Source organism: Catellatospora sp. NPDC049111, assembly GCF_040648615.1.
Taxonomy (GTDB): Bacteria; Actinomycetota; Actinomycetes; order Mycobacteriales; family Micromonosporaceae; genus Catellatospora; species Catellatospora aurea.
This window is the reverse complement of sequence record NZ_JBEZEB010000043.1, coordinates 57322-79936: the sequence shown is the minus strand read 5'-3', so window position 1 is coordinate 79936 and position 22615 is coordinate 57322. Positions and strand designations below refer to the sequence as shown.

At 70.6% G+C, this 22615-nt stretch carries 19 protein-coding genes; 9 read left to right on the top strand and 10 right to left on the bottom strand.

Annotated elements, in window-relative coordinates; all coding sequences use genetic code 11:
- Positions 1-291 precede the first annotated feature (291 nt).
- From AB0B66_RS36050 to galE, 4 genes are all read right to left on the bottom strand, one after another.
- Positions 292-732 carry a GNAT family N-acetyltransferase gene (locus AB0B66_RS36050; protein ID WP_360538527.1) on the bottom strand — a complete coding sequence of 147 codons (441 nt, stop codon included), beginning with the start codon at positions 730-732 and terminating at the stop codon, positions 292-294.
- A complete protein-coding gene (locus tag AB0B66_RS36045; protein ID WP_360538525.1) occupies positions 729-2102 on the bottom strand; it encodes an SPFH domain-containing protein in 1374 nt (457 codons plus the stop codon). The genes AB0B66_RS36050 and AB0B66_RS36045 overlap by 4 nt, the downstream gene beginning before the upstream one ends.
- A gap of 163 nt (positions 2103-2265) precedes the next feature.
- On the bottom strand, positions 2266-3351 hold the full coding sequence (gene galK, locus AB0B66_RS36040; protein ID WP_360538523.1) for a galactokinase: 1086 nt from the start codon (positions 3349-3351) through the stop codon (positions 2266-2268).
- Complete coding sequence (gene galE, locus AB0B66_RS36035; protein WP_360538521.1) at positions 3348-4322, bottom strand: UDP-glucose 4-epimerase GalE; 975 nt, start codon at positions 4320-4322, stop codon at positions 3348-3350. The genes galK and galE overlap by 4 nt, the downstream gene beginning before the upstream one ends.
- A 320-nt stretch (positions 4323-4642) precedes the next feature.
- On the opposite strand from galE, the gene AB0B66_RS36030 reads away from it, so the two are divergent.
- Positions 4643-5536: a hemolysin family protein gene (locus AB0B66_RS36030; RefSeq protein ID WP_360538543.1), complete on the top strand. Its 894-nt coding sequence runs from the start codon at positions 4643-4645 to the stop codon at positions 5534-5536.
- Between the two features lie 86 nt (positions 5537-5622).
- On the opposite strand, the gene AB0B66_RS36025 is transcribed toward AB0B66_RS36030, so the two are convergent.
- Positions 5623-7056, bottom strand: a complete 1434-nt coding sequence (locus AB0B66_RS36025) for an RNA polymerase sigma factor (protein ID WP_360538519.1) — start codon at positions 7054-7056, stop codon at positions 5623-5625.
- A gap of 102 nt (positions 7057-7158) precedes the next feature.
- Here AB0B66_RS36025 and trpS point away from each other — a divergent pair, with 102 nt between their 5' ends.
- Both trpS and AB0B66_RS36015 read left to right on the top strand, forming a co-directional pair.
- Entirely contained in the window at positions 7159-8190 is a 1032-nt protein-coding gene (gene trpS, locus AB0B66_RS36020) for a tryptophan--tRNA ligase (RefSeq protein ID WP_360538541.1), read from the top strand.
- Positions 8191-8218: 28 nt separating this feature from the next.
- Positions 8219-8740 carry a 2'-5' RNA ligase family protein gene (locus AB0B66_RS36015; protein ID WP_360538517.1) on the top strand — a complete coding sequence of 174 codons (522 nt, stop codon included), beginning with the start codon at positions 8219-8221 and terminating at the stop codon, positions 8738-8740.
- 59 nt (positions 8741-8799) lie between these two features.
- Here the strand turns inward: AB0B66_RS36015 and AB0B66_RS36010 are convergent, their stop codons facing one another.
- The 4 genes from AB0B66_RS36010 to AB0B66_RS35995 all read right to left on the bottom strand — a co-directional run bounded on the left by AB0B66_RS36010 (position 8800) and on the right by AB0B66_RS35995 (position 13456).
- A complete protein-coding gene (locus tag AB0B66_RS36010; RefSeq protein WP_360538515.1) occupies positions 8800-9216 on the bottom strand; it encodes a hypothetical protein in 417 nt (138 codons plus the stop codon).
- A gap of 7 nt (positions 9217-9223) precedes the next feature.
- Positions 9224-10294 carry a YhjD/YihY/BrkB family envelope integrity protein gene (locus AB0B66_RS36005; protein ID WP_360538513.1) on the bottom strand — a complete coding sequence of 357 codons (1071 nt, stop codon included), beginning with the start codon at positions 10292-10294 and terminating at the stop codon, positions 9224-9226.
- Between the two features lie 155 nt (positions 10295-10449).
- Positions 10450-12075, bottom strand: a complete 1626-nt coding sequence (locus AB0B66_RS36000; RefSeq protein WP_360538511.1) for a glycoside hydrolase family 13 protein — start codon at positions 12073-12075, stop codon at positions 10450-10452.
- A gap of 364 nt (positions 12076-12439) precedes the next feature.
- Positions 12440-13456, bottom strand: a complete 1017-nt coding sequence (locus AB0B66_RS35995; protein ID WP_360538509.1) for a LacI family DNA-binding transcriptional regulator — start codon at positions 13454-13456, stop codon at positions 12440-12442.
- A 329-nt stretch (positions 13457-13785) separates the two neighbouring features.
- On the opposite strand from AB0B66_RS35995, the gene AB0B66_RS35990 reads away from it, so the two are divergent.
- The 5 genes from AB0B66_RS35990 to AB0B66_RS35970 all read left to right on the top strand — a co-directional run bounded on the left by AB0B66_RS35990 (position 13786) and on the right by AB0B66_RS35970 (position 20589).
- Positions 13786-15036 (top strand): extracellular solute-binding protein, encoded by a 1251-nt coding sequence (locus AB0B66_RS35990; protein ID WP_360538507.1) that lies wholly within the window; start codon positions 13786-13788, stop codon positions 15034-15036.
- Positions 15037-15045: 9 nt separating this feature from the next.
- Entirely contained in the window at positions 15046-16686 is a 1641-nt protein-coding gene (locus AB0B66_RS35985; RefSeq protein ID WP_360538505.1) for an ABC transporter permease subunit, read from the top strand.
- The gene (locus AB0B66_RS35980; protein WP_360538503.1) at positions 16683-17528 is read left to right on the top strand and encodes a sugar ABC transporter permease; all 846 of its coding nucleotides are present in this window, start codon (positions 16683-16685) and stop codon (positions 17526-17528) included. The genes AB0B66_RS35985 and AB0B66_RS35980 overlap by 4 nt, the downstream gene beginning before the upstream one ends.
- A 199-nt stretch (positions 17529-17727) precedes the next feature.
- Positions 17728-19563 (top strand): glycoside hydrolase family 13 protein, encoded by a 1836-nt coding sequence (locus tag AB0B66_RS35975; protein WP_360538501.1) that lies wholly within the window; start codon positions 17728-17730, stop codon positions 19561-19563.
- A 174-nt stretch (positions 19564-19737) separates the two neighbouring features.
- Positions 19738-20589, top strand: coding sequence for a hypothetical protein (locus tag AB0B66_RS35970; protein ID WP_360538499.1), 852 nt, complete (start codon positions 19738-19740; stop codon positions 20587-20589).
- A gap of 223 nt (positions 20590-20812) precedes the next feature.
- On the opposite strand, the gene AB0B66_RS35965 is transcribed toward AB0B66_RS35970, so the two are convergent.
- Positions 20813-21160 (bottom strand): hypothetical protein, encoded by a 348-nt coding sequence (locus tag AB0B66_RS35965; protein ID WP_203698231.1) that lies wholly within the window; start codon positions 21158-21160, stop codon positions 20813-20815.
- A 329-nt stretch (positions 21161-21489) separates the two neighbouring features.
- On the opposite strand from AB0B66_RS35965, the gene AB0B66_RS35960 reads away from it, so the two are divergent.
- Positions 21490-22551, top strand: coding sequence for a BMP family ABC transporter substrate-binding protein (locus AB0B66_RS35960; RefSeq protein WP_360538497.1), 1062 nt, complete (start codon positions 21490-21492; stop codon positions 22549-22551).
- Positions 22552-22615: the final 64 nt, after the last annotated feature.

Below are 22615 nucleotides of genomic sequence, written 5' to 3'. Positions count from 1 at the left end.
ATACCGCCGCAACCGCACCACCGGCGGCTTCATCATCATCGACGAAGCCACCAACCGCACCGTCGCCGCCGGCATGATCATCGAAGCCGCCTGACGACCACCACGGACGAACGACGAACCGCACTCGCCGAACAACGGCAGGTCCGGTTCGTCGTTTCCGGCCCAGGCCACCCACCACCGCCTGGTTCGCGGACGGCGACAGCCGAAGATCCGTTTTTGTGGACGCCGGACGTCGCTATAGCAGCACTCAGCGTCCGCAAAAACGGATCATCGCGGGCTTTCGGGCGGAGGTCAGCCGTCGATGCTGTAGGTGATGTAGCCGTCGACCTCGTGGAGGCCGAGGCTGCGGTACAGCGCGCGGGCTGCGGTGTTGTCCTGCTCGGTCTGCAGGGACAGGCGGCGTGCGTCGGCGGCGCGGGCGGCGGCCACGGCGTGCGTGACCAGTGCGCGGGCGTGGCCGCTGCCCCGGTGCTCCGGCAGCACGAAGAGGTCGCGGACCATCCAGAACGTGCCGAGCGTCAGCGATGCGGGCATCACGAGCGCCGTGAGCAGCCCACAGGGACGCCCGGCGGCGAAGGACGCGCTGATCCGCATACCCGATGAGGCCTGGTCCTGCAGCCACTGCCGGGTCGTGCCGTAGGCCCGCTGCTGCCCGTAGTGCGCGCGGTAGTCGTCGAACAGTTCCGCGACCGCGCCGAACGCGGCGTCGGACGGGCTCACCCAGGCGATCATTCGCGCGACGTTACCGCTGACCGGATCGCGGTGACCGCGGCGGCCAGCTCGGCGACGATCCCGGACAGGCTGCCGCCGTCCGCACCGGACAGGTTGACCGTACGCACCTCGTTCGGCTTCGGGAGCTTGGCGACGATCTCCGGCAGCCGCGCGATCAGCTCGGCCTGCACGGCCTCGGGCGAGCGCCCGTTGGCGATGTCCTGGCCGACCCGGTCGCGCTCCAGCTCCAGCAGCGCGGCGGCGTGCAGCTGCTCGGCGCGGTCGCGGGCGACGGCGAGTTCGTGGTCGAGGGTCAGGCGTTGCAGCGTCTGCTCCAGTTCCAGGCGCAGCCGGCGCATCTCGGTCTCCTGCGCGTGCCGCTGCTGCTCCAGCTGCAGCTCGTGCAGGGTGGTCTCGCTGGCCTGGCTGGCCAGCGCGCGGGCGTCGGCCTGCTCGCGCTCGCCCCGGCGCAGCCGCTCGGCGGCGTCGCGGTCGAACGCGCCGGCGGCGTTGCGTGCCTTGAGGTCGGCGAGTTCGCGGTCGTTCTCCAGCCGCTGCAGCTGGTCGAGGCGCTGGGAGGCCAGCTCCCGGCCGGTGATGATCTCCTGCGCGCCGAGTTCGGCGAGCCGGGCGAGCTGGCCCTGTTCGGAGCGGAACGGCTTCTGCAGGTTCTCCCAGAGCCGGGCGGAGGTGACCACGGCCTCCTTGATCTGCACGGTGACGATGCGCAGGCCGAGGCCGGTGTCGCTGTCGCCGGCTCCTTCGGCGACGCCGCGCAGCCGGGCGGTCAGCTCCTCGATGATGGGCTGCTTGTCGCTGAGCACCTCGTGCACGCTCATGGTGGCGACCTTGTCCTTGATCGCCGCCTCGGCCTGCTCCTTGAGCTGGAGGTTGACCAGGCGCATCGGGTCGGAGGCGTCGCCGAAGTCGAGCTTGCGGTAGGCGGTGGCGATGTCCTGGACGATCCACTGGACGTACGCCTGGACGAGCACGCCCTGCAGTTCGCGGCAGATGCAGAAGGCGTTGAGCAGGATGGTCTGCATGGTGCCGGGCACCACGAGGTAGGAGTCGGTGGCCGACCGGTACCGGAAGGACGTGCCGAGGCCCAGGTGCAGGGGCTTGTCGCGGCCGCGCCGGGTGTGCACGACGAAGGCGTTCGGCGGGACGAGCACGGTCTTCCACGGGCCGAAGCCGGTGACGCGCACGTCGACGGCGGTCGGCGGGGTGGTGGCCGCCTCGGCGGCGCTGCGCCGGGCCCGGTTGCTGGTGTCGCCACCGCCCGCGGCCGGTGCCGGGGCCATCGGGGCCTTCTTCACCCGCAGGTCCTGCTCCAGCTGTGCCGACTGGGCCACGACCTGGTCGAGGTACGAGTTGCGTTCCGCGGAAGCCATGCGCGGCATCCTGCCGCATGCCCGCAAGACCGTCCACTGTGGTGTCGGATACGAAACCACCCCGCACCGTACGACCGGTGCAGCGCCCCCGCTCAAGCGGCGGAGCGCGTTAAGAAGGGCACCTTCTACAACGCGGAGCGTTGTGAAGGTGCCCTTCCTTCGGTCAGGACAGGCGGTGGGCGCCGGGGGAGGGGAGGGCGAGGAAGGTGGCGGGCGGGTTGAAGCCGCGGGCGGCGAAGGCGGCGGTGACCGCTTCGGCGACGGTCGCGGCCTTTTCGGCCTCGACCAGGGCCAGGACGCAGCCGCCGAAGCCGCCGCCGGTCATCCGGGCGCCGTACGCGCCGGCGGACAGGGCCGTCTCGACGGCTTCGTCCACTTCGGGCACGGTGATCTCGAAGTCGTCGCGCATCGAGGCGTGCGAGGCGGTCATCAGCGGGCCGATCTCGCGCAGCCGGCCCTCGCGCAGCAGCGCGATGGTGTCGAGCACCCGGGCGTTCTCGGTGATGACGTGGCGGGAGCGGCGGATCAGCAGCTCGTCGTCCAACCGGGACAGGTCGTCGAGGGTGGCGTCGCGCAGCGCGGGCACACCGAGCAGTTCGGCGGCTCGTTCACAGGCGGCGCGGCGGGCGGCGTACTCGCCGTCGACGAGCTGGTGCGGGGCGCGGCTGTCGATGACGAGGATGGCGAGGCCCTGACCGGCCAGGTCGAGCGGGATCTGCTCGGTGGCCAGGCTGCGGCAGTCGAGGAACAGCGCGTGGCCCTCGCGGCACAGCGTCGAGGCGGACTGGTCCATGATCCCGCAGGGCACGCCGACGTACACGTTCTCGGCGCGCTGGGCAAGGGTCGGCCGCTGCGCCACCGGGATGTCGAGCCCGCCGAGGTCGGCGAGGGCGGACAGGACCGCGCACTCCAGGGCGGCGGACGAGGACAGGCCGGCTCCGCCGGGCACGTCGGAGTCGATGGACAGCCGCGCGCCGGGCACCTCGTGGCCGGCCTCGCGCAGCACCCAGACGACGGCGGCGACGTACGCGGCCCAACCGGTGACCGGCTCGGACAGGTCGAAGGTGACCGTCTCACCGGTCAGCGTCGAGGTGACGCTCCACTCGGGACGGTCGAGCCGGGACGCGGTGACGACGGTGCGCTGCGGGAGGGCGAACGGCAGCACGAAGCCGTCACAGTAGTCGGTGTGCTCGCCGATCAGGTTGATGCGGCCGGGTGCGGCCCACACGCCCTGGTCGACGGCGGTCACAGCCCGCTCCGGAAGAAGGTCCAGGCGTCGGCGACGATGTCGCGCAGGTCGGGCTTGGCCGGCGTCCAGCCGAGTTCGGCCCGGGCCTTCGCCGACGAGGCGACCAGCTCGGCCGGGTCCCCGGGGCGGCGCGGGGCCATCTCGACCGGCAGCGGGTGCCCGGTGACCTCGCGTACCGCGTCGACGACCTCCTTGCAGGAGAAGCCGGTGCCGTTGCCGAGGTTGTAGACGCGGTGCTCGCCGGGGCGGGCCGCCTCCAACGCCAGCAGGTGGGCCTGGGCCAGGTCGCCGACGTGGATGTAGTCGCGGATGCAGGTGCCGTCCGGGGTCGGGTAGTCGTCGCCGAAGATGGCGAGCTTCTCCCGCTGCCCGGCGGCGACCTGGAGCGCGATCGGGATCAGGTGGGTCTCCGGGTCGTGCCGCTCGCCGATCATCGAGCCGTCCGGCAGCACCAGCGCCCCGGCCACGTTGAAGTAGCGCAGGCTGACCGCGGCCAGCTCGTGGGCGTGCGCCTCGGAGGCGATGGCCATGTCGACGGCGAGCTTGGTCGCGCCGTACGTGTTCACCGGCTTGGTGACGGCGTTTTCGGTCAGCGGCAGCTCGGACGGGTCGCCGTAGGTGGCGGCGGTGGAGGAGAACACCAGGCGGCGGACACCGGCCGCGCGCATCGCGTCGAGCAGCGCCAGCGAGCCGACGGTGTTGTTGTCCCAGTGCAGCTCGGGCTGGACCATCGATTCCCCGGCCGCGATCAGGCCGGCGAAGTGCAGCACCGCGTCGAACCCGGCGTCGGGGGTGAGCACGGTGGCGGCGTCGTGGATGCGTGCCTGCACGAGGCGGGCCCCGGCCGGCACCTGGGAGGCGTCGTTGCGGGACAGGTCGTCGAGCACGACGACCTCGTGGCCGGCGTCGACGAGCAGCCGCGCCACGGCGCTGCCGACGTATCCGGCGCCTCCGGTGACCAGTACCTTCATGTAAGAAGCTCCTCGAACTGCTGGTGCGGGCCAGCCTAGCCCGCGCGGTGGCGGTCGTGTCGTTCCGCTATCTCATCACATTCAAACATAAAGCAACAGGCTCGAACGTTTCGGCGGGCTGTCGGTTAGTGGCCGGACGCCCGCGAAAACCCGGAAATCGCTGTCCCTGGCCTGCCTGTGCCGCTCGTCATGCCGGAACGGTTATCCGGGAAGGCTAATATGCGCCCATGTCCGTGCCCCGGCAGAACACCCCCCGCCAGCGGGAGACCCATGGTCGCGAGCCGCGCCGACGGGAGCCCCGGTTACGTCCGCCCGGGCGGATGGCCCGTGCCGTGGCACCGGCCATCGTACGGGCCGCCGACGCGCTGACCCGCTGGACGAGCCGCGTGCTCGGGGTCGAGGCGACCGCCGGGCGCGAGCAGATCACCGAGGCCGAGCTGCGGGAGCTGGTCGCCGTGAACACGGCGCTGGACCCGGAGGAGCGGCACATCATCAGCAAGGCGCTGTCGCGCTCGGCGGCCACGCTGCGCGAGGTGATGGTGCCGCGCACCGAGGTGTGGTTCCTGGCGGTGGGCATGACCGTGGCGGAGGCGATCGCCGAGGCCCGCGAGGCCGGGCATACCCGCATGCCGATCGCCGACGGCAGCCACGACGACGTGGTGGGCTTCGTGCACCTGCGCGACCTGCTCTGGGACGAGCGCCCGGAGCGTTCGGTCCGCGAGCTGTCCCGCGAGATCAAGCGCTTCCCGGCCAGCAAACCGGTGCTCGCCGCGCTGTCGGAGATGCGCCGTGAGCGGCACACCATCGCCGTCGTCGTCGACGAGTACGGCGGCACCGCCGGCATCGTGACCCTCGAGGACCTGATCGAGGAGCTGGTCGGCGAGATCCACGACGAGTACGACGACACCCCCGCCGCCCACGCCCCAGGCGGGCCCGCGCCGGACGAGGTCGACGGCATGCTCAATCTCGCCGACTTCGCCGAGCGCACCGGGATCACGTTGCCCGCCGGGCCGTACGAGACCGTGGGCGGCTTCCTGATGAGCGCCCTGGGCCGGCTGCCCGCCGCGGGGGACAGCGCCACGGTGGAGGCGTACCGGCTCACCGTGCTGGCCCTGGACGGCCGCCGGGTCGCCCGGGTCCGGCTGACCCCGCTGGACCTGACTCCGGCCGACCCGATCCCGGTCGACCCGACCCCGCTACCCGACCTGGCCTGACGCAGCGGCCATGTGGGGAAGGGCACCTTCTACAACGCGGAGCGTTGTGAAGGTGCCCTTCCTTCGGACGGCCGAAGGCGGCCCGGTCAGCGGATGGGGAGTTTGTGCCAGGTCAGGCCGTCGGTGGAGACGGCGACCCAGCCGGCGCGGAACAGGTCGAGCGCGACGTAGCCGTCGGACGTGGCACGCAGCTCGCCGACGTTCGGCAGGGTGCCGGCCGCCGGGGTGAAGCTCGCGCCCTGGTCGCCGCTGACGTAGAACCGGCTCTCCGGGCCGGCCACCAGGATGCGGCCGTCGGGCAGGTAGACGGGCTCGCCGACGGGGGCGAACCCGGCCCCGCCGGAGACACGGACGGGCGTGCGGCCCGCGTACACGGCGATGATCTTGTTGTTCTTCAGGGCGAACGCGAGCACGTCCTCGCCGCGCACGGTGGCCGTGACCCGGTCCGCGCCGGCCGCGCCCGGCAGCGGGTGGCGCTGCCACTGCCCGCCGTCGGCGGACGAGGCGAGGTAGGCCCCGCCGTCGTCCAGCCCGCCGACCCACGCTACGCCTGACGGGGTGCGGCCACGGGCGGCCCAGGTCACGGTGAGCCCGGGGTCGCCGGGGACCGGCGGTGCCGCCGCGCCGTCGTCCGTCACGACCTGCCAGGTCTGGCCGCCGTCGGCGGTACGCGCGAAGGCCGGCTTGCAGCTCGGCAGCTCCCGGCTGGAGCAGGCGGTGCGCAGCCAGCCGGTCCCGCCGGCCAGCTCGAACTCGGTGATGGAACCGGACAGGTCGGGGGCGGTGGCGGGGTTGAAGATGCCGTCGATGTCCAGGCCCGCGGCGGAGCCTGATCCCGAGTACACGGGTGCGGGTGGCGCGCTGACCGAGGCACTGGGCGAGGCGGCGGTCTGGTCCGGCGGCAGCTGTGGCCGCCACGGTTGGAACACCCCCACGGCGGCGATCAGCAGCACCGCGGCGGCGCTCGCGGCCTGCGCCGTCCGGCGGCGGGCCTTGATCCGGCCCGCCCGGACCCGCACCTGCTCCAGCGGCGGGGCCTCGACGTCGTCGAGCAGCCCCCGCAGCGCGTCCCGGCCCCGGGAGAGCCGTGACTTGACCGTGCCCACGGGGACCTCCAGCAGTTCGGCGACCTCGTCCAGCGGCAGATCGGCGAGGTAGTGCAGGACGATGACCTCGCGGTACCGGCTCGGGATGGCGGCCAGCGCCTCACGCAGGTCGGTGTTGTCGGGCTCCGGCGCGGCCGCGGTCACCCGGGCCAGCGGCCGCTCCCGCAGCAGGATGGTGTCCAGCAGCTGGCGACGCCGCCAGCGGCGGCGCACGACGTTGATCGCGACGGTACGCAGCCACGCCTCCGGCGCGTCCACATCGCTCAGGCCGTGCCGGCGGGCCAGGGCGCGGGCGAACGCCTCCTGCACCGCGTCCTGCGCCTCGGTCAGGTCCGTGGTGAACGCGTAGACCTGCGCCACCAGCCGGCGGTACCCGGCGTGGTACAGCTCACCCAGCTCGTCCTGCGCGGTCATGGTCTCCCTGGTCCCTCGTTCTCGGCGACTCTAGTGAGTCCTGCCGGCGGCGGCCGGTTCCCAGGTTCGTGGGCCGATCATCCGGGTGGGAGAATGACGACCATGTCCTTCGACGCGACCCAGCACAGCAAGCCCCGGGTGCTCTCCGGGATCCAGCCCACCGGCGGCTCGTACCACCTGGGCAACTACCTGGGCGCGGTGCGCAACTGGGTGGGCATGCAGGAGACGCACGACGCGTTCTACTGCGTGGTCGACCTGCACGCGATCACCGCCGGGCACGACCCGAAGGTGCTGCGCGAGCGCACCCGGGTCAGCGTGGCGCAGCTGCTGGCCGCCGGTCTCGACCCGGCCCGCTGCACGGTCTTCGTGCAGTCGCACGTGCCCGAGCACGCGCAGCTCGGCTGGGTGATGAGCTGCATCACCGGCTTCGGCGAGGCCAGCCGGATGACCCAGTTCAAGGACAAGTCGAGTAAGCAGGGCGCGGAGCGGTCCAGCGTGGGCCTGTTCACGTACCCGATCCTGCAGGCCGCCGACATCCTGCTCTACCAGGCCGACTCGGTGCCGGTGGGCGAGGACCAGCGCCAGCACCTGGAGCTGACCCGGGACCTGGCGCAGCGCTTCAACACGCTGTTCGGCAAGACCTTCACGCTGCCGCAGCCGCACATCGTGAAGGAGACCGCCAAGATCCTCGACCTGCAGGACCCGAGCGCGAAGATGTCGAAGTCGGCGTCGACCACCAACGGCCTGATCGAGCTGCTGGAACCGGCCGCGAAGATCGCGAAGAAGATCAAGTCAGCGGTCACCGACACCGGCCGCGACATCGTCTTCGACCCCGAGGCCAAGGCGGGCGTGAGCAACCTGTTGACGATCTACTCCGCGCTGTCCGGCCGCCCGATCGCCGAGCTGGTCGAGGCGTACGCCGGCAAGGGGTACGGTGACCTCAAGAAGGACCTCGCCGAAGTGGTGGTGGAGTTCGTGACGCCGTTCCAGCAGCGCACGCAGGAGTACCTGGACGATCCCGCGCAACTGGACAAACTGCTGGTCATCGGTGCCGAGAAGGCCCGTACCGTGTCGGTGCGGACGCTGGCTACGGTTTACGACAAGATCGGGTTCTTGGCCCCGGCGGGGCGCTGAATCCGGCGCGGGCGAATTGGAGGCGTCGGTGGAGCGCACCATCGGTATCGCGATCGGCATCCCGCAACCGTGGGGTGCCGAACTCGACGCGGCCCGCGCGTCCACCGGCGACCCGCTCGCGGCGCTGATCCCCTCGCACGTCACCCTGCTCGGCCCGACCATGCTCCCGATCTCCGCCGACCTGGACCGCAGCATCGACGAGCTGCTGGCGGACGTGGCGGAGCAGAACGCGCCGTTCACCATCCAGCTGCGCGGCACCGGCACCTTCCGGCCGGTCAGCCAGGTCGTGTTCGTGGCGCTGGCGACCGGCATCGGGGAGTGCGAGCAACTGGCCGGCGCGATCCGCACCGGCCCCCTGGCCCGCGACCTGGCACACCCATACCACCCGCACGTCACCATCGGCCACGACGTGCCGGAACCGGCTCTCGACGACGTCTTCGACCGCCTGGCCGACTACTCGGCCCGCTTCGACGTCGACCATTTCACCCGCTACGAACACAACGGCACCGGCAGCTGGCAGCCCATCCGCTCCTACCCCCTCCGCGGCTGACGCACGGAACCGGCGCGCCGCGGCGGTGGGCCTGGCGCGCCGGTTCTGGGCGAGTCGGGTCAGGAGGCGGTGAGGCGGGCGGAGATGCGGGCGAAGCCCGCCTTGAGCTCGTCGGCGCTCGGGGCCTCGACCACGTGGTCGTCGTGGTCATGGTCGTGGTCGTGGTCGTCGTCCGTGTCGTCGTCGAGCACGTCGTCGATCTCGTCGGCCTCCTGCGCGGCCAGGTCCTGCGCGTTGGCGATCTCGGCGCGGATCTGGTCCAGGGAGGTCGCCGGCAGCAGTGGTTCGACGACCGCCATCAGGTCCTCGTCGGCGACGACGTGCTGCGCGAGCGCGAGCGCGTGCGGCCGCTCGTACGGGCCGCACACCACGGGCTCCCACTCCTCGTCGTCGTCGAGCGGCCCGAAAGTGATGATCCAGGGAAGGTCGAGCTGCGGCGCTCCGGCCGGCAGCTCCAAAGTCACGAGTGCACCCACGCGACCATCATCGAGCTTCGCGATGCTTTTCGGGGGTCTTCCGCGTATCCGGCGCGTCGGAGTCGTCCGCGCCCTCCAGCCGGGCCGCCCGGTCCGCGGCCTCGTCCTCGGCTTCGGCCTGCACGGCGTCCGCCTCGGCCTTGGCGATGTCGCCGGGCGGCACCCACTCCAGGTGGTGCTTGCGCGGGCGGCCCCAGGCCAGGTCGAACACCTTGCCGTTGGCGGAGGTGGCCGCGTACGAGACGGCCCACAGCACGATCTGGTTGAACAGGTACAGGTACAGCAGCAGACCGACGGACGCGGCGACCGCGACGTACGCCGGGTTGTTCTCGGTGCGCTGGACGAAGTAGCGGCCGAACTCGTTGAGCAGCGTCAGGCCCACCGCGATGATGCCGATCGCGGGCAGCAGCCGCCGGGGCGTCATGTGCACCCGAGGCAGCACCGTGATCAGCGCGAACCCGATCATCGCGTTGACCAGGATCGTCACCGCGTACGCGCTCACCCGCACCCAGAACGCGCCGCTGGTGCCGGGCAGCAGGTCGAACAGGGTGACCAGGCCGTCGATCGCGGTCAGCGAGACGGCCATCAGCAGGCCCAGCGCCAGCAGCATGCCGAAGTCGGTCAGCCGCAGCACGAGGAAGTTGCCCGGGTGCTGGTCCAGCCCCCAGATGGCGCGCTGTGAGGAGCGCCAGGCGTCCACCCAGCCGATCCCGGCCAGCACCAGGCTGACCAGGCCGACGGTGCCGATGGAGCCGGCCGAGGTGCGCAGCTGTTCGGTGTTCACCGCCGGGAAGTTCTCGACGAGGAAGCGGTCCACCTCGGCCACCAGCTCGGCGTTGGCGGAGAAGACCTTGACCAGCACCGCGTACGCCACCATGGTCAGCGCGAAGGCGGCGAAGAAGGCATAGTAGGCGATCGCCGCGGCCAGCCGCCCGGCCAGCACGTCGGCGTAGCGCTCTTTCATCCGCCACAGGTGGTCGAACGCGGCGGACCGCTTGCGAGCCCGGTCCACCAGCGCGTCATAACGGGCGCCGACGACCTCGGTCATCCGCTGCACCCAACCCACCACAGCCACCACCCCCTCATCCTCCCCGACCCCCGCACCACCCCGCCGCCCGATCCCCCACCGCCCGCGCCCACCGTCCCCCGCCTGCGCAACTCTTAAAAAGAAGCGCCTTCCGGGACGTCCGGAAGGCGCGACTCTTCAAGAGTTGAGACAAGGGGGCGGGTGGGTCAGGCGGTGAGCCAGACGGTGGTGTCGGCGGGGATGCGGCCGTCGGTGTGCAGAGGGCCGCTGGACAGGAGGATCTCGCCGGTCAGGGCCAGCTCGGACAGGTCGACGGCGCGGTCGGCGATGTTGACGACCACCACGACGCCGGGCTCACGCCGGAAGGCCAGCACGCCTTCGGGCGCGTCGAGCCAGGTCAGCGTGCCGCCGCCGAGTGCGGGCAGCTCCTTGCGCAGGCGCAGCGCCGCGCGGTAGAAGTTCAGCGTCGAGTCCGGGTCGGACTCCTGCGCCTGCGCGGTCAGCGCCTCCCACTTCGCCGGCTGCGGCAGCCAGGGCGCGCCCAGGCCGTCCGGGTTGAACCGGAAACCCTCGGCCGCCGTGCCGCCCCAGGGCAGCGGCACCCGGCAGCCGTCCCGGCTCTCCCCGGTGCGCTGGAACGACGGGTCCTCGCGCAGCTCGTCGGGCAGGTCGAGGACCTCGTTGAGGCCCAGCTCCTCGCCGTTGTAGAGGTACGCCGAGCCGGGCAGGGCCAGCATCAGCTGGGTGGCCGCGCGGGCCCGGCGCAGGCCGAGCTCACCGTCGCCGTACCGGGTGACGTGGCGGAACTTGTCGTGGTTGGACAGCACCCAGGTGGTGGGCGCGCCGACCAGGTCGGCCTCGGCCAGCGACTTGTCGATGATGGTACGGAACGACGCCGGGTCGAAGTCGGCCATCATGAAGTCGAAGTTGAAGGCCTGGTGCAGCTCGTCGGCGCCGATGTAGCGGGCCAGCCGCTCGGGGGACTCCACCCACGCCTCGGCCACGGCCATCCGGCCGCCCGGGTAGGAGTCCAGGATGGGCCGCCACTCGCGGTAGATGTCGTGCACGCCGTCCTGGTCGAAGTACGGCAGGCGCTCGCTGCCCAGCATCTCGACCTGGCGGCCGCCCTCGTCGGTGGTGCGGCCCACCGACGGCAGGCCCGCCTCCTTGATCATGCCGTGGGCGACGTCGATCCGGAACCCGTCCACGCCCCGGTCGAGCCAGAACCGCAGCACGTCGCGGAACTCCGCGCGCACCTCGGGGTTCTCCCAGTTCAGGTCGGGCTGCTCAGGCGCGAACAGGTGCAGGTACCACTGGCCGTCGGGGACCCGGGTCCAGGCCCGGCCGCCGAAGATGGACTCCCAGTCGTTGGGCGGCAGCTCGCCGTTCTCGCCCTTGCCCTCGCGGAACATGTACCGCTCCCGCTCGACCGAACCGGGCGCGGCCGCCAGCGCCTGCCGGAACCAGATGTGCTGGTCCGAGGAGTGGTTGGGGACCAGGTCGACGATGATGCGGATGTTGAGCGCGTGGGCGTCCTTCATCATGTCGTCGAAGTCGGCCAGCGTGCCGAAGCGCGGGTCCACGTCGCGGTAGTCGGCGACGTCGTAACCGCCGTCGGCCAGCGGCGAGGTGTAGAACGGGCTCAGCCAGACCGCGTCGACGCCGAGCTCGCGCAGGTACGGCAGCTTGCCGCGCACGCCCTGCAGATCGCCGGTGCCGTCACCGTCGGCGTCGGCGAAGCTGCGCGGGTAGATCTGGTAGACGACGGCGTCGCGCCACCAGTCGTCGTTTGCCTGCGTGGTCACTGGCAGTCCTTTCCAGGTGCGGCGCATGAGCGGCTGCGCGGTCTGTCGGTCGTGAGGAGGGCAGGGCCGCGGCGGTGGTGGCCCGGGACGGTCCGGGTGAGCCGTCCGACCGGCTCCATTGGCGTGTATACGCGCAGCTCAGTGGCGTGGAAGGCGGAGGTGGCCGGCCGGGGGAGCGATTTCTCGACGGCCGTGCCACGGGCAACCGCGGGCAGCGCGACGGCAGCGCCGATGACGGCGGCGGCGCGGCTGCTGCGGCGCATGTCTTCCTCCAGGAGCGGGCGTCTCGCGGGCTAAGAACGCCGCGAGGACCCATGAAGGATGTCGTGCAACTTGCGCAAGAGTCAAGCAGAGCTTTTCAGAAAGTTTCAATCATCATACTGACGGATTGTCACCCGCTGTGGGCGGCGGTGGACCCCCGAACGACCAACTCAGGTCGGAAAATGTACTCCGAGTGCGGCGCGGGGTGCCCCTTGATCTCGTCCACGAGGGCCCGTACGGCCGCCACGGCCATCGCCCGCACCGGTTGGCGCAGCGTGGTCATGGGCGGGTCGGTGAAGGCGATCAGGGGCGAGTCGTCGTAGCCGACCACCGAGACGTCCGTGGGCACCTGCAGGCCGCGCTGGCGCACCGCGCGGATCGCGCCCAGCGCCATCAGGTCCGAGCCGCAGACGAAGCCGGTCACGCCCTTGTCCAGCAGCCGCGAGGCCGCGGCGTCGCCGCCCTCCACGCCGAACAGCGACAGCGAGATCATCTCGTTGATCTGGGCATCGCTGAGGTTGAGCAGGCGGCGCATGGCGGCCCGGTAGCCCTCGATCTTGCGCTGCACCGGCAGGTAGCGGTCGGGGCCGGAGATCAGGCCGATCTTCTTGTGGCCGAGCGCCACCAGGTGGGCCACGGCCAGCTCGCCGGCGGCCCGGTCGTCGCAGGAGATGAACGGCGCCTCGATGTTCTCGGCGTAGCCGTTGACCAGCACGATCGGCAGCGGTCGGGCGAGCAGCTTGCGGTAGCGCTCGGGGTCGCTCGTCGAGTCGGCGTGCAGGCCGGAGACGAAGACGATGCCGGAGACCTGCCGGTCGAGCAGCATCTCGACGTACTCGTCCTCGGTCACGCCGCCGGGCGTCTGGGTGCACAGCACCGGGGTGAAGCCCTGCTGGGCCAGGGTCGTCTCGATGATCTGGGCGAACGCCGGGAAGATCGGGTTGTCCAGCTCCGGGACCACCAGGCCGACCAGGCCCGCACTGCGTTTGCGCAGCCGGGCGGGGCGCTCGTAGCCCAGCACGTCGAGAGCGGTCAGCACGGCCTGCCGGGTGTCGGCGGAGACGCCGGGCCGGTCGTTCAGCACCCGGGAGACGGTGGCTTCGCTCACCTCCGCCTGCTGGGCGATGTCAGAGAGTCGTGCGCGCATGGCGGCACTCTAGCCGAAGACAGCCGGATGTTGATATGGGCACGTTGCAAGGTCTTCCATTGTTTGCAAAGGCTTGCTAACCTCCCGGCAACAAACTCTGTAACACCCATCACAGCCGAATATGGCTCGTCCCGGCACGCCGCCGCTCTCGCGGCGCGCCAAGCGACTCCCCATATTCGTCCCGGCAACGGGGTGCTGTGGTGCGTCACGAATTCTGGAAGACCTTCCAAAAGCGTGGCGCGTCGACCCCTCTCGGCCGCACGGGCGCGTGGATTCGCCCGCGCGGTCACCCCCGGGTCACCCCGGTGACCCTTCTCGAAGGAGTGCTCATGCGCATCCGTACCGCGGGTGTGATCGCCGCCGCCGGGCTGCTGATGCTCGGTGTCGCGGCTTGCGGCGGAACCAACGAGCCGGCCGCCACGCCCAGCAAGGACAAGGGCAACGGCAAGCTCGTGCTGTGGACCGACCCGACCCGGGCCCCCGTGCTCAAGCCGTTCGCCGAGGCGTTCGGCAAGGAGAACGGCGTCACGGTCGAGGTCAAGGAGATCAGCGAGAACCAGCAGCAGACCTTCATCACCGCCTCGCAGCAGGGCAGCGGCCCGGACATCATGGTCGGCGCGCACGACTGGATCGGCAACATGGTGCAGAACGGCGCCATCGACCCGGTGCAGCTGACCGCCGAGCAGAAGGCCGCGTTCCACCCGAACGCGATCAAGGCCGTGACGTTCAACGGCCAGATCTACGGCGCGCCGTACGCGATGGAGAACGTGGCCCTGATCCGCAACACGGACCTGGTGCCCACCGCGCCGGCCACGATCGAGGACCTGATCAAGACCGGCAAGGACCTCAAGGCCGCCAAGAAGGTCCAGGAGATCCTGTGCGTGCCCTTCGGCGCGGCCGGCGACGTGTACCACACGTACCCGCTGTTCTCGGCGGCCGGCGGTTCGCTGTTCGGCACCACCGCCTCCGGTGACCCGGACCCGTCCAAGGTCACCGTGAACACCCCCGAGTCGATCGCCGCGCTGGAGAAGATGAAGGCGCTCGGCGAGAAGGGCGAGGGCGCGATCAAGACCTCGATCGGCAACGAGAACGGCATCCCGAGCTTCGTGCAGAAGAAGTGCGCGTTTCTGATCTCCGGCCCGTGGTCGATGAACGACGTCAAGAAGGCCGGCTTCGGCTACGACATCAGCGCGGTCCCCGGCTTCGCGGCCGGCGGGCAGGCCAAGCCGTTCCTCGGCGTGCAGGCGTTCTATGTGGCGGCCAAGGGCAAGAGCAAGGTGCTGGCCCAGGAGTTCGTGGCCAACTACGTCACCAACAAGGACGTGGCCATGGCGCTCTACAACGCCGACCCGCGCCCCGCGGCGCTGACCGCCGCCGCCGACGCGGTGAAGGCCCTGGACCCGAACGCCGAGAAGTTCGTGCAGGCCGGCGCCAACGGCATCCCGATGCCGGCCATTCCGGCCATGGGCGCGATCTGGGGCCCGATGGCCAACGCCGAGGTGGCGGTCGTCAAGGGCGGCGACGCCAAGACCGCGGCCGAGGCCGCTGCCAAGGCCATCACCGCCGAGATCAACAAGTAGTCCTGCCTCATGACCACTGAGGTGACGGGTGCGGGGAGCGCGCGCTCCCCGCACCCGGGGCCGTCCGGGCAGGCCCCTGACCAGCGTTCCCGGGGTGGGCGGCGCGGCGGCGCGGAGCAGGTCCGCCGCACGCGCGAGCTGTCCACCGGCTTCATCGTGTCGCGTATCGCGGTGCTGGGCATCGTCGCCGCACTGCTGATCTACGCGCTCCCGCCGCTGATCCAGACCGAGGCCTGGACGGCCCTGGGCGCCGTCGGCGTGGTCACGGCGCTCGTCGCCTACCTCTACCTGACCCCGCGCCACATCCCGGCCAAGTACCTGGTGCCGGGCACCATCTTCCTGATCGCGTTCGCCATCGTGCCGATCGTGCTGACCTTCGTCACCGCGTTCACCAACTTCGGCGACGGGCACCGCGGCACCAAGGAAGAGGCGATCCGGGCCATCGAGACCAGCTCGGTGACCCAGGTGCCGGGCTCCCCGGAGTACTACCTGACCATCGCCGAGCGCGACGGCGAGATGGTGTTCCTGCTGGTCGACCCGGCGACCAAGGCAGTCCAGGCGGGCACCGCCGAGGGCCTGACCCCGGTCGACGGGGCCGAGGTGTCGCTGACCGGCAAGGTGCTGACCGCCGCCGGGTACACCATCGTGCCGACCGCCCAGGCGGCCGAGCGCGACGCGGAGATCGCGGCGTTCTCGGTGCCGACCACGGGCGGCGCGGTCAAGGCCACCGGCCTGAGCCGGGCCTTCGAGGGCAAGGCCGACAAGTCCTACGACGCGGCCTGCGACTGCGTGACCAGCCCCAGCGGCGGGCGGTGGGTCGCCGACGAGGTCGAGGGATACTTCGTCAACGCCGAAGGGCAGCACCTCGACCAGGGCTGGAAGGTCGACGTCGGGTTCGCCAACTTCACCAAGGCGCTCACCGACCCGACCATCTCCGGGCACTTCCTCAACGTGCTCATCTGGAACTTCGTCTTCGCGCTCAGCGCGGTCGCGACGACGTTCGCGCTCGGCATGATCGTGGCGCTGGCGCTGCACTCGCCCCGGGTGCGGGGCACCAAGCTCTACCGGATCATGCTGATCCTGCCGTACGCGATGCCGGGTTTCGCCATGCTGCTGATCTGGCGGGACATGTTCAACACCGACTTCGGCCTGATCAGCAAGCTGTTCGGCGTGCACGACTGGCTGGGCACGCCGACCACGGCCCGGCTCGGGCTGATCGTGATCAACCTGTGGATGGGCTTCCCGTACATGTTCCTGGTGATCACGGGTGCTTTGCAGGCCGTGCCGCGGGAGCTGACCGACGCGGCCCGCATCGACGGCGCGTCGGCGTGGGCCGGCTTCCGGCGGGTCACCCTGCCGCTGGTGCTGGTGGCGCTGACCCCGCTGCTGATCTCGTCGTTCGGCTTCAACTTCAACAACTTCAACAACATCAAGCTGGTCACCAACGGCGGGCCGTACGCCATCGACAACAGCACCGTCGGCGCGACCGACCTGCTGATCAGCTACACGTACCGGGTCGCGGGCTTCGACTCCGGCGTGGCCGACTTCGGCTTCGCCGCGGCGATCTCGGTGTTCATCTTCGCGATCGTGGCCACGGTCTCCACGGTGGCGTTCTGGCGCAGCCGGGCGCAGGAGGAGGTGTACTCGTGAAGTGGCTCAGAGAGGTCGGCTGGCGCTACGCGGTGGTGCTGGTCGTGTGCGCGTTCGCGCTGTTCCCGGTGCTGTTCGTGGTGTCCGCCGCGATCAACCCGCTGGGCACGCTCGGCTCCACCGGGCTCATTCCCGAGGGCGCCAGCCTGAAGAACTTCGTGGACCTGCTGACCGGTGACCACCCGTTCACCAGGTGGTTCCTGAACTCGGTGATCATCGCGTTGATCTCGGCCTTCGCCGGCCTGCTGATCAGCGTGGCGGCGGCGTACGCGTTCAGCCGGATGCGGTTCCGGGGCCGCCGGGTGGGCCTGCTGTCCATCCTGCTCATCCAGATGTTCCCGCAGTTCCTGGCGATCGTGGCCATCTTCATCGTGTTCACCGAGGTCACCGAGCTGTACCCGACGTTCGGCTTCAACAAGCCGTGGGGCCTGCTCGTGCTCTACCTGGGCGGCGCGCTGGGCGTGAACACGTACCTGATGAAGGGCTACCTGGACACGGTGCCCAAGGAGATCGACGAGTCGGCCACCATGGACGGCGCGTCGCACGTGCAGACCTTCTTCCGCATCATCCTGCCGCTGGTCGGCCCGGTGCTCGCGGTGACGGCGATGCTCTCCTTCATCGGCACCATCAACGAGTTCCTCATCGCCAACGTCTTCCTCCGCGACACCGAGGCCAAGACCCTGGCGGTGGGCATGTACGGCATGTTGACCGACAAGCGCGACGCCAACTTCGGCATGTTCGCAGCAGCGACCCTGCTGACCGCGATCCCCACCGTGAGCCTGTTCCTCTGGCTCCAGAAGTACATCGTCAGCGGCCTCACCGCCGGCGCCGTCAAAGGCTGACCCCCCACCCCCCTCCGCCGCGTTGATCATGAACTTAAGGACGTGTTCGACGGCGTGTCGATACCCCTAACTTCATGATCGACGCGGCGGGGCGGGAGCAAGAACGCCATGCAAGCAGTGTCGCGACCTCGGGTCCTGGAAGACGGGGCTGCGGGCTGAAACGTCGACATCCTCTGAAACAAGGAAGGATGGCGCGACAGTGCGTCTCATCGAACAGCCGCATCATGACGGCTCGGCAATGTACATGTCGGACTCGGCGCCGGGGCTCGGCGACGTGGTCACCGTGTGGGTGCGGGTGCCGGCGGCCGCCGAGGTCGTCGCGGTGCACGTGCGGAGCACGCCCGACGGGGAGCCGTTCTTCACCGCGGCCGAGGTCGACGTTGAGCGGACCGGGTCGGCGGTCGGCGGGTACGGCGCGAGCGACGTGTGGTGGCGGGCGGCGCTGACCGTGCGCAACCCGGTGACGAACTACCGGTTCCACCTGCGGGACACCACCGGTGACACCTACTGGCTGGCCGCGGGCGGGATCGTCGAGCACGAGCTGCCCGACGACACCGACTTCCGGGCGGTCGCGTACGACGCGCCCCCGGCCTGGTCCGCGGATGCTGTGCTGTACCAGATCTTCCCGGACCGCTTCGCCCGCGCCGCGAACGCGAAGCCGCTGGAGGCGCTGGACCTGCCGGACTGGGCACTGCCCCGCGAGTGGGACCGTGACGAGGTCATCGGTCGCGGGCCGGGCACCGCCGAGCAGTTCTTCGGCGGCGACCTCGACGGCATCGCCGAGCATCTGGACCACATCCAGGAGCTGGGCGCGAACACCGTCTACCTGACGCCGATCTTCCCGGCCCGGTCCAACCACCGCTACGACGCGTCCACCTTCGACGAGGTGGATCCGCTGCTGGGTGGGGACGCGGCGCTGGCCCGGCTGGCCGAGGCCGTGCACGCGCGCGGCATGCGCCTGATCGGCGACATCACATCCAACCACTGCGGCGCCGCCCACGAGTGGTTCACCGTCGCGGCGTCCGATGTGGACTCGCCCGAGCGAGAGATGTTCTATTTCGACGCCGACACCGGCGACTACGAGGCCTGGTGCGGCGTGAAGAGCCTGCCCAAGCTGGACTGGGCCAGCCCGCTGGTGCGGCAGCGGATGACCGCGGTTATGCGGCGCTGGCTGGCGCACTTCGACGGGTGGCGGGTGGACGTGGCCAACATGACCGGCCGCCGTGCCGCGCAGGACGACGCGCACGAGGTGGCCGCGCTGATCCGCCGCGCCCTGCCCGCCGAGGCGATGCTGGTCGGCGAGCACATGCACGACGCCACCGGCGACCTGGACCGCGACGGCTGGCACGGGGCCATGAACTACCTCGGCTTCACCCGCCCGGTCTGGGCCTGGCTGCGCGGGGAGGCGCCCGGCTTCGCCAACTTCTTCGGCACCCCGGGCGACGTGCCGAGCCGGGACGGCACGGCGGCGTACGCGACCATGCGGGCGTTCTCCGCACGGGTGTCCTGGCGCTCGCTGATGCATTCGTGGAACATCCTCGACTCGCACGACTCGGCCCGCATCCGCACCGTCACCGGTTGCGCGGCGCGGCAGGTGGTCGCGCTGGGCATGCAGGTCACGCTGCCGGGAACCCCGATGGTGTACGCCGGCAGCGAGTTCGGGCTAACCGGCTGGAACGGCGAGAACGCGCGCACCCCGATGCCGTGGGACCGCCCGGGGGACCGCGACGAGCAGACGCTGGCCGCGTACCGGGAGCTGCTGGGTTTGCGGGCCGCCGAGCCGGCATTGCGCCACGGTGGGCTGCGCTGGCTGTATGTGACCAGCGATACCATGGTCTACCTGCGGGAATTCGAGCAGAATTCACTCCTGGTGGCGGCCTCGCGCGCGGCCGGTGAGGATGTCTCACTCGCTCTCGGCGCCCGGGCTGCCGGCGTCTTCGCTGCTACGGACCTTGAACCGGACGGCACGGGTCGGCTGACCCTGCCGGGCGACGGTCCGGCCCTGCGCGTCTGGCGACTGGAACCACCCCGCTGACAGGCGGTGGCGGCACGCGGTTCGACCCCGTGTGCCGCCACTTGCCGTAAACGTGTCGACACGCCGTGTGATCGTGAGAAATTCACATGATCGACTGCCGGTATGTCCTTTTCGGGCGTGTCGCCCTCGCGACTCACGCAAGATCGCGTGAATCGGGGTCTTACGCTGACGCCCGTGCCCAAGCCGCCGCTGCGCCCCGAAGCGCTCGCCCGCCGGATCTTCCGGGGAGCCGACGCGCTGGAGTCCGGTCTGCTCACCCGCGCCCAGCTGCGCAGCTCCGCGTGGCGGCCGCTGTTCCGCGGGGTGTACGCCGACCGCGACCTGACCATCACCCACCGGCTGCGCTGCCTCGCGGTCAGTGACTTCCTGCTGCCCGAGGACGGGGTCGTCGCCGGCCGCTCCGCCGCCAGCCTGTACGGGGCCCCCTACGGCGCGGACGAGGCGGTGGAGATCCTCACCCCGGGCCGGTTCGGGCCGATGGCGGGCATCCTCGTGCACCGGGGGCCGGTGCCGGAGAAGGACGTGACCCGACGGGTCGACGGCATCCGGGTCACCACGCCGCAGCGCACCGGCTGGGATCTGGCCCGCTGGCTCGACGTGGTGGAGGCGGTGGCGCTGCTCGACGTGATGGTGGCCCGCGGCGCGGTGAGCGTCGGGGCGCTGACGGAGTACGCCCAGGCCCGGATCGGCAAGCCCGGCTGGGGGCGGCTGCTGAAGGCGGCGCAGCTGGTCGACCCGGCCGCGCGGGGAGCGCACGAGAGCCGGGTGCGGGTGCGCCTGGTCCTGGCCGGGGTGCCCGCGCCGGTGGTCAAGTACGTACTGGCCCGTGACGGGGAGCCGGCGGTCCGGCTCGACCTGGCCTGGCCGGAGCACCGGGTCGCGGTGTCCTGCGCCGACGGGCCCGCGCCTGAGCTCGGCGGGGAGTGGCTGGCGGTGGCCGCGGACGAGCAGCGCGTCGCCGAGGACTTCGACTCCCTGGCCCGCGAGTTGAAGGCCGCGCTCCGCACCCGCCGGCCCCGCGCCTGACCTCGGCACCTGGCGGAGGCCACTCTGCTCGCAGCGCCCGCGGTCGGCGGGCACCCGCGGTCGGCGGTGCCCGCGGTCGGCGGTGCCCGCGGGCGAAGATCGCTGTTTCAGGTCACAAGGTCGGGTCAGGCCCCGGATTCTGACCTGAAACGGCGATCATGACCGGCGCCCGGCCCCGGAACCGCCCGAGTGGGCGGGCCGGAGCCGGGTCACGGAGGGCGGGTCAGCGCCAGAAGACGGCTACGGCGGCGTTGACCAGGGTCAGGCCGATGATGGCGAGGAAGTGGCCCTTGTTGACCGTCTCGCGCTTCTTGAGGTACGGGATCAGCACCATGATGAAGATCATGATGGCGATGACGCCCTTGACCGCCAGCTTGACCGGGTCGGGCTGCACCTCGCGGCCCAGCGGCGCGGCCAGCGCGATGCCGGTGACGACCTGGATGGTCGCGCCCCACAGCATGACGGCGTTGATGTAGATGCGTCCCGTGTAGTACTGCACCAGCGCGCCGCCCAACAGCAGGGCGAAGCCGACCAGGTGCGCGTACCGCAGGATCAGGCGTACTGCTTCCAAAACGTCCACGAGCGCCGAGGGTACGCGAGTCGGAGTCGCCAACATCACGCCCCGGTCGCAACCAGGCATGGGCCTGCACGAATGCCCGGTTTTACGCCCTGCTGCGCAGTTGTGCGGGCGGCTTTTCGAGGCTCGTTCGTGACCCATTACACGTCCTGGTCACGCGGGGGTAACGACCGTTCAACAACCCTGCACGATTGTCGTCCGGACAGCGATGTGAAGGATATGTTGCTGGGCGAGGTTCACCGTGCCGCCATCTGTACACAAGATGGAAGACCATGTGCGGTGTCTTTATGGGAGAGGAGACCGTCTTGCGCCCTGTGCGTGGGATGAAGATTGTCGCGCTTGTCGCGTCTGCGGGCCTCGCGTTCGCCGCAGCCGCCTGTGCCAAGCCGACTGAGGAGACGCCGGGCACCGGCACCAGCGCCGCTGCCAAGTACAGCGCGTGCATGGTGACCGACACCGGTGGCATCGACGACCACTCGTTCAACGCCTCGTCCTGGGCGGGCCTGCAGGCCGCCAAGGCCGCGAACTCGGCGATCGAGCCCAGCTACACCGCGTCGACCGCGATGGCCGACTACGACCCGAACCTGGCCAACTCGGTCACCAAGGGTTGCAAGTACATCCAGGCTGTCGGCGGTCTGATGGGCGACGCGACCAAGAAGGCCGCGACCGCCAACCCGACCGTGCAGTTCTCGATCGTCGACGCCGACAACCTCGGCCTGACGAACGTGTACCCGATCCAGTTCCAGACCCAGCAGGCGGCGTACCTCGCCGGCTACCTGGCCGCGGGCTACTCGAAGTCGGGCAAGGTCGGCACCTACGGCGGCATGAAGATCCCGCCGGTGACGATCTTCATGGACGGCTTCGCCGACGGTGTGGCCGCCTACAACAAGGCCAAGGGCAAGAACGTCCAGGTGCTCGGCTGGGACAAGGCCAAGCAGGACGGCCTGTTCACCGACGACTTCGGCTCGCAGGACAAGGGCAAGCAGAAGTCGGACACGCTGGCCGCTCAGGGCGCCGACGTGATCTTCCCGGTCGCGGGTGGCGCGGGCCTCGGCTCGGCCGCCAACGCCGGCAGCAAGTTCGTCGTGATCTGGGTCGACGCGGACGGCTTCGAGACCACCAAGTACGGCAACGTCATGCTGACGACCGTGGTCAAGAACTCCACCGACGGTGTGAAGGAGGCCGTGACCAAGGCCGCCGGCACCCCGGGCACCCTGCTGACCGGCGGCTTCATGGGCACGCTGGCCAACAACGGCGTCTCGCTGGCCCCGTACCACGACTTCGACAGCAAGATCGACCCGGCCCTCAAGGCCGAGGTCGAGGCGCTGAAGCAGGACATCATCTCCGGCAAGATCGTGGTTGAGTCCCCGGCCCAGCCGAAGTGACACCCGGTCGCCCTCTCCGGTGAGATCATCACCGGAGAGGGCGGCCTCGCTTTCCTCAACCGGC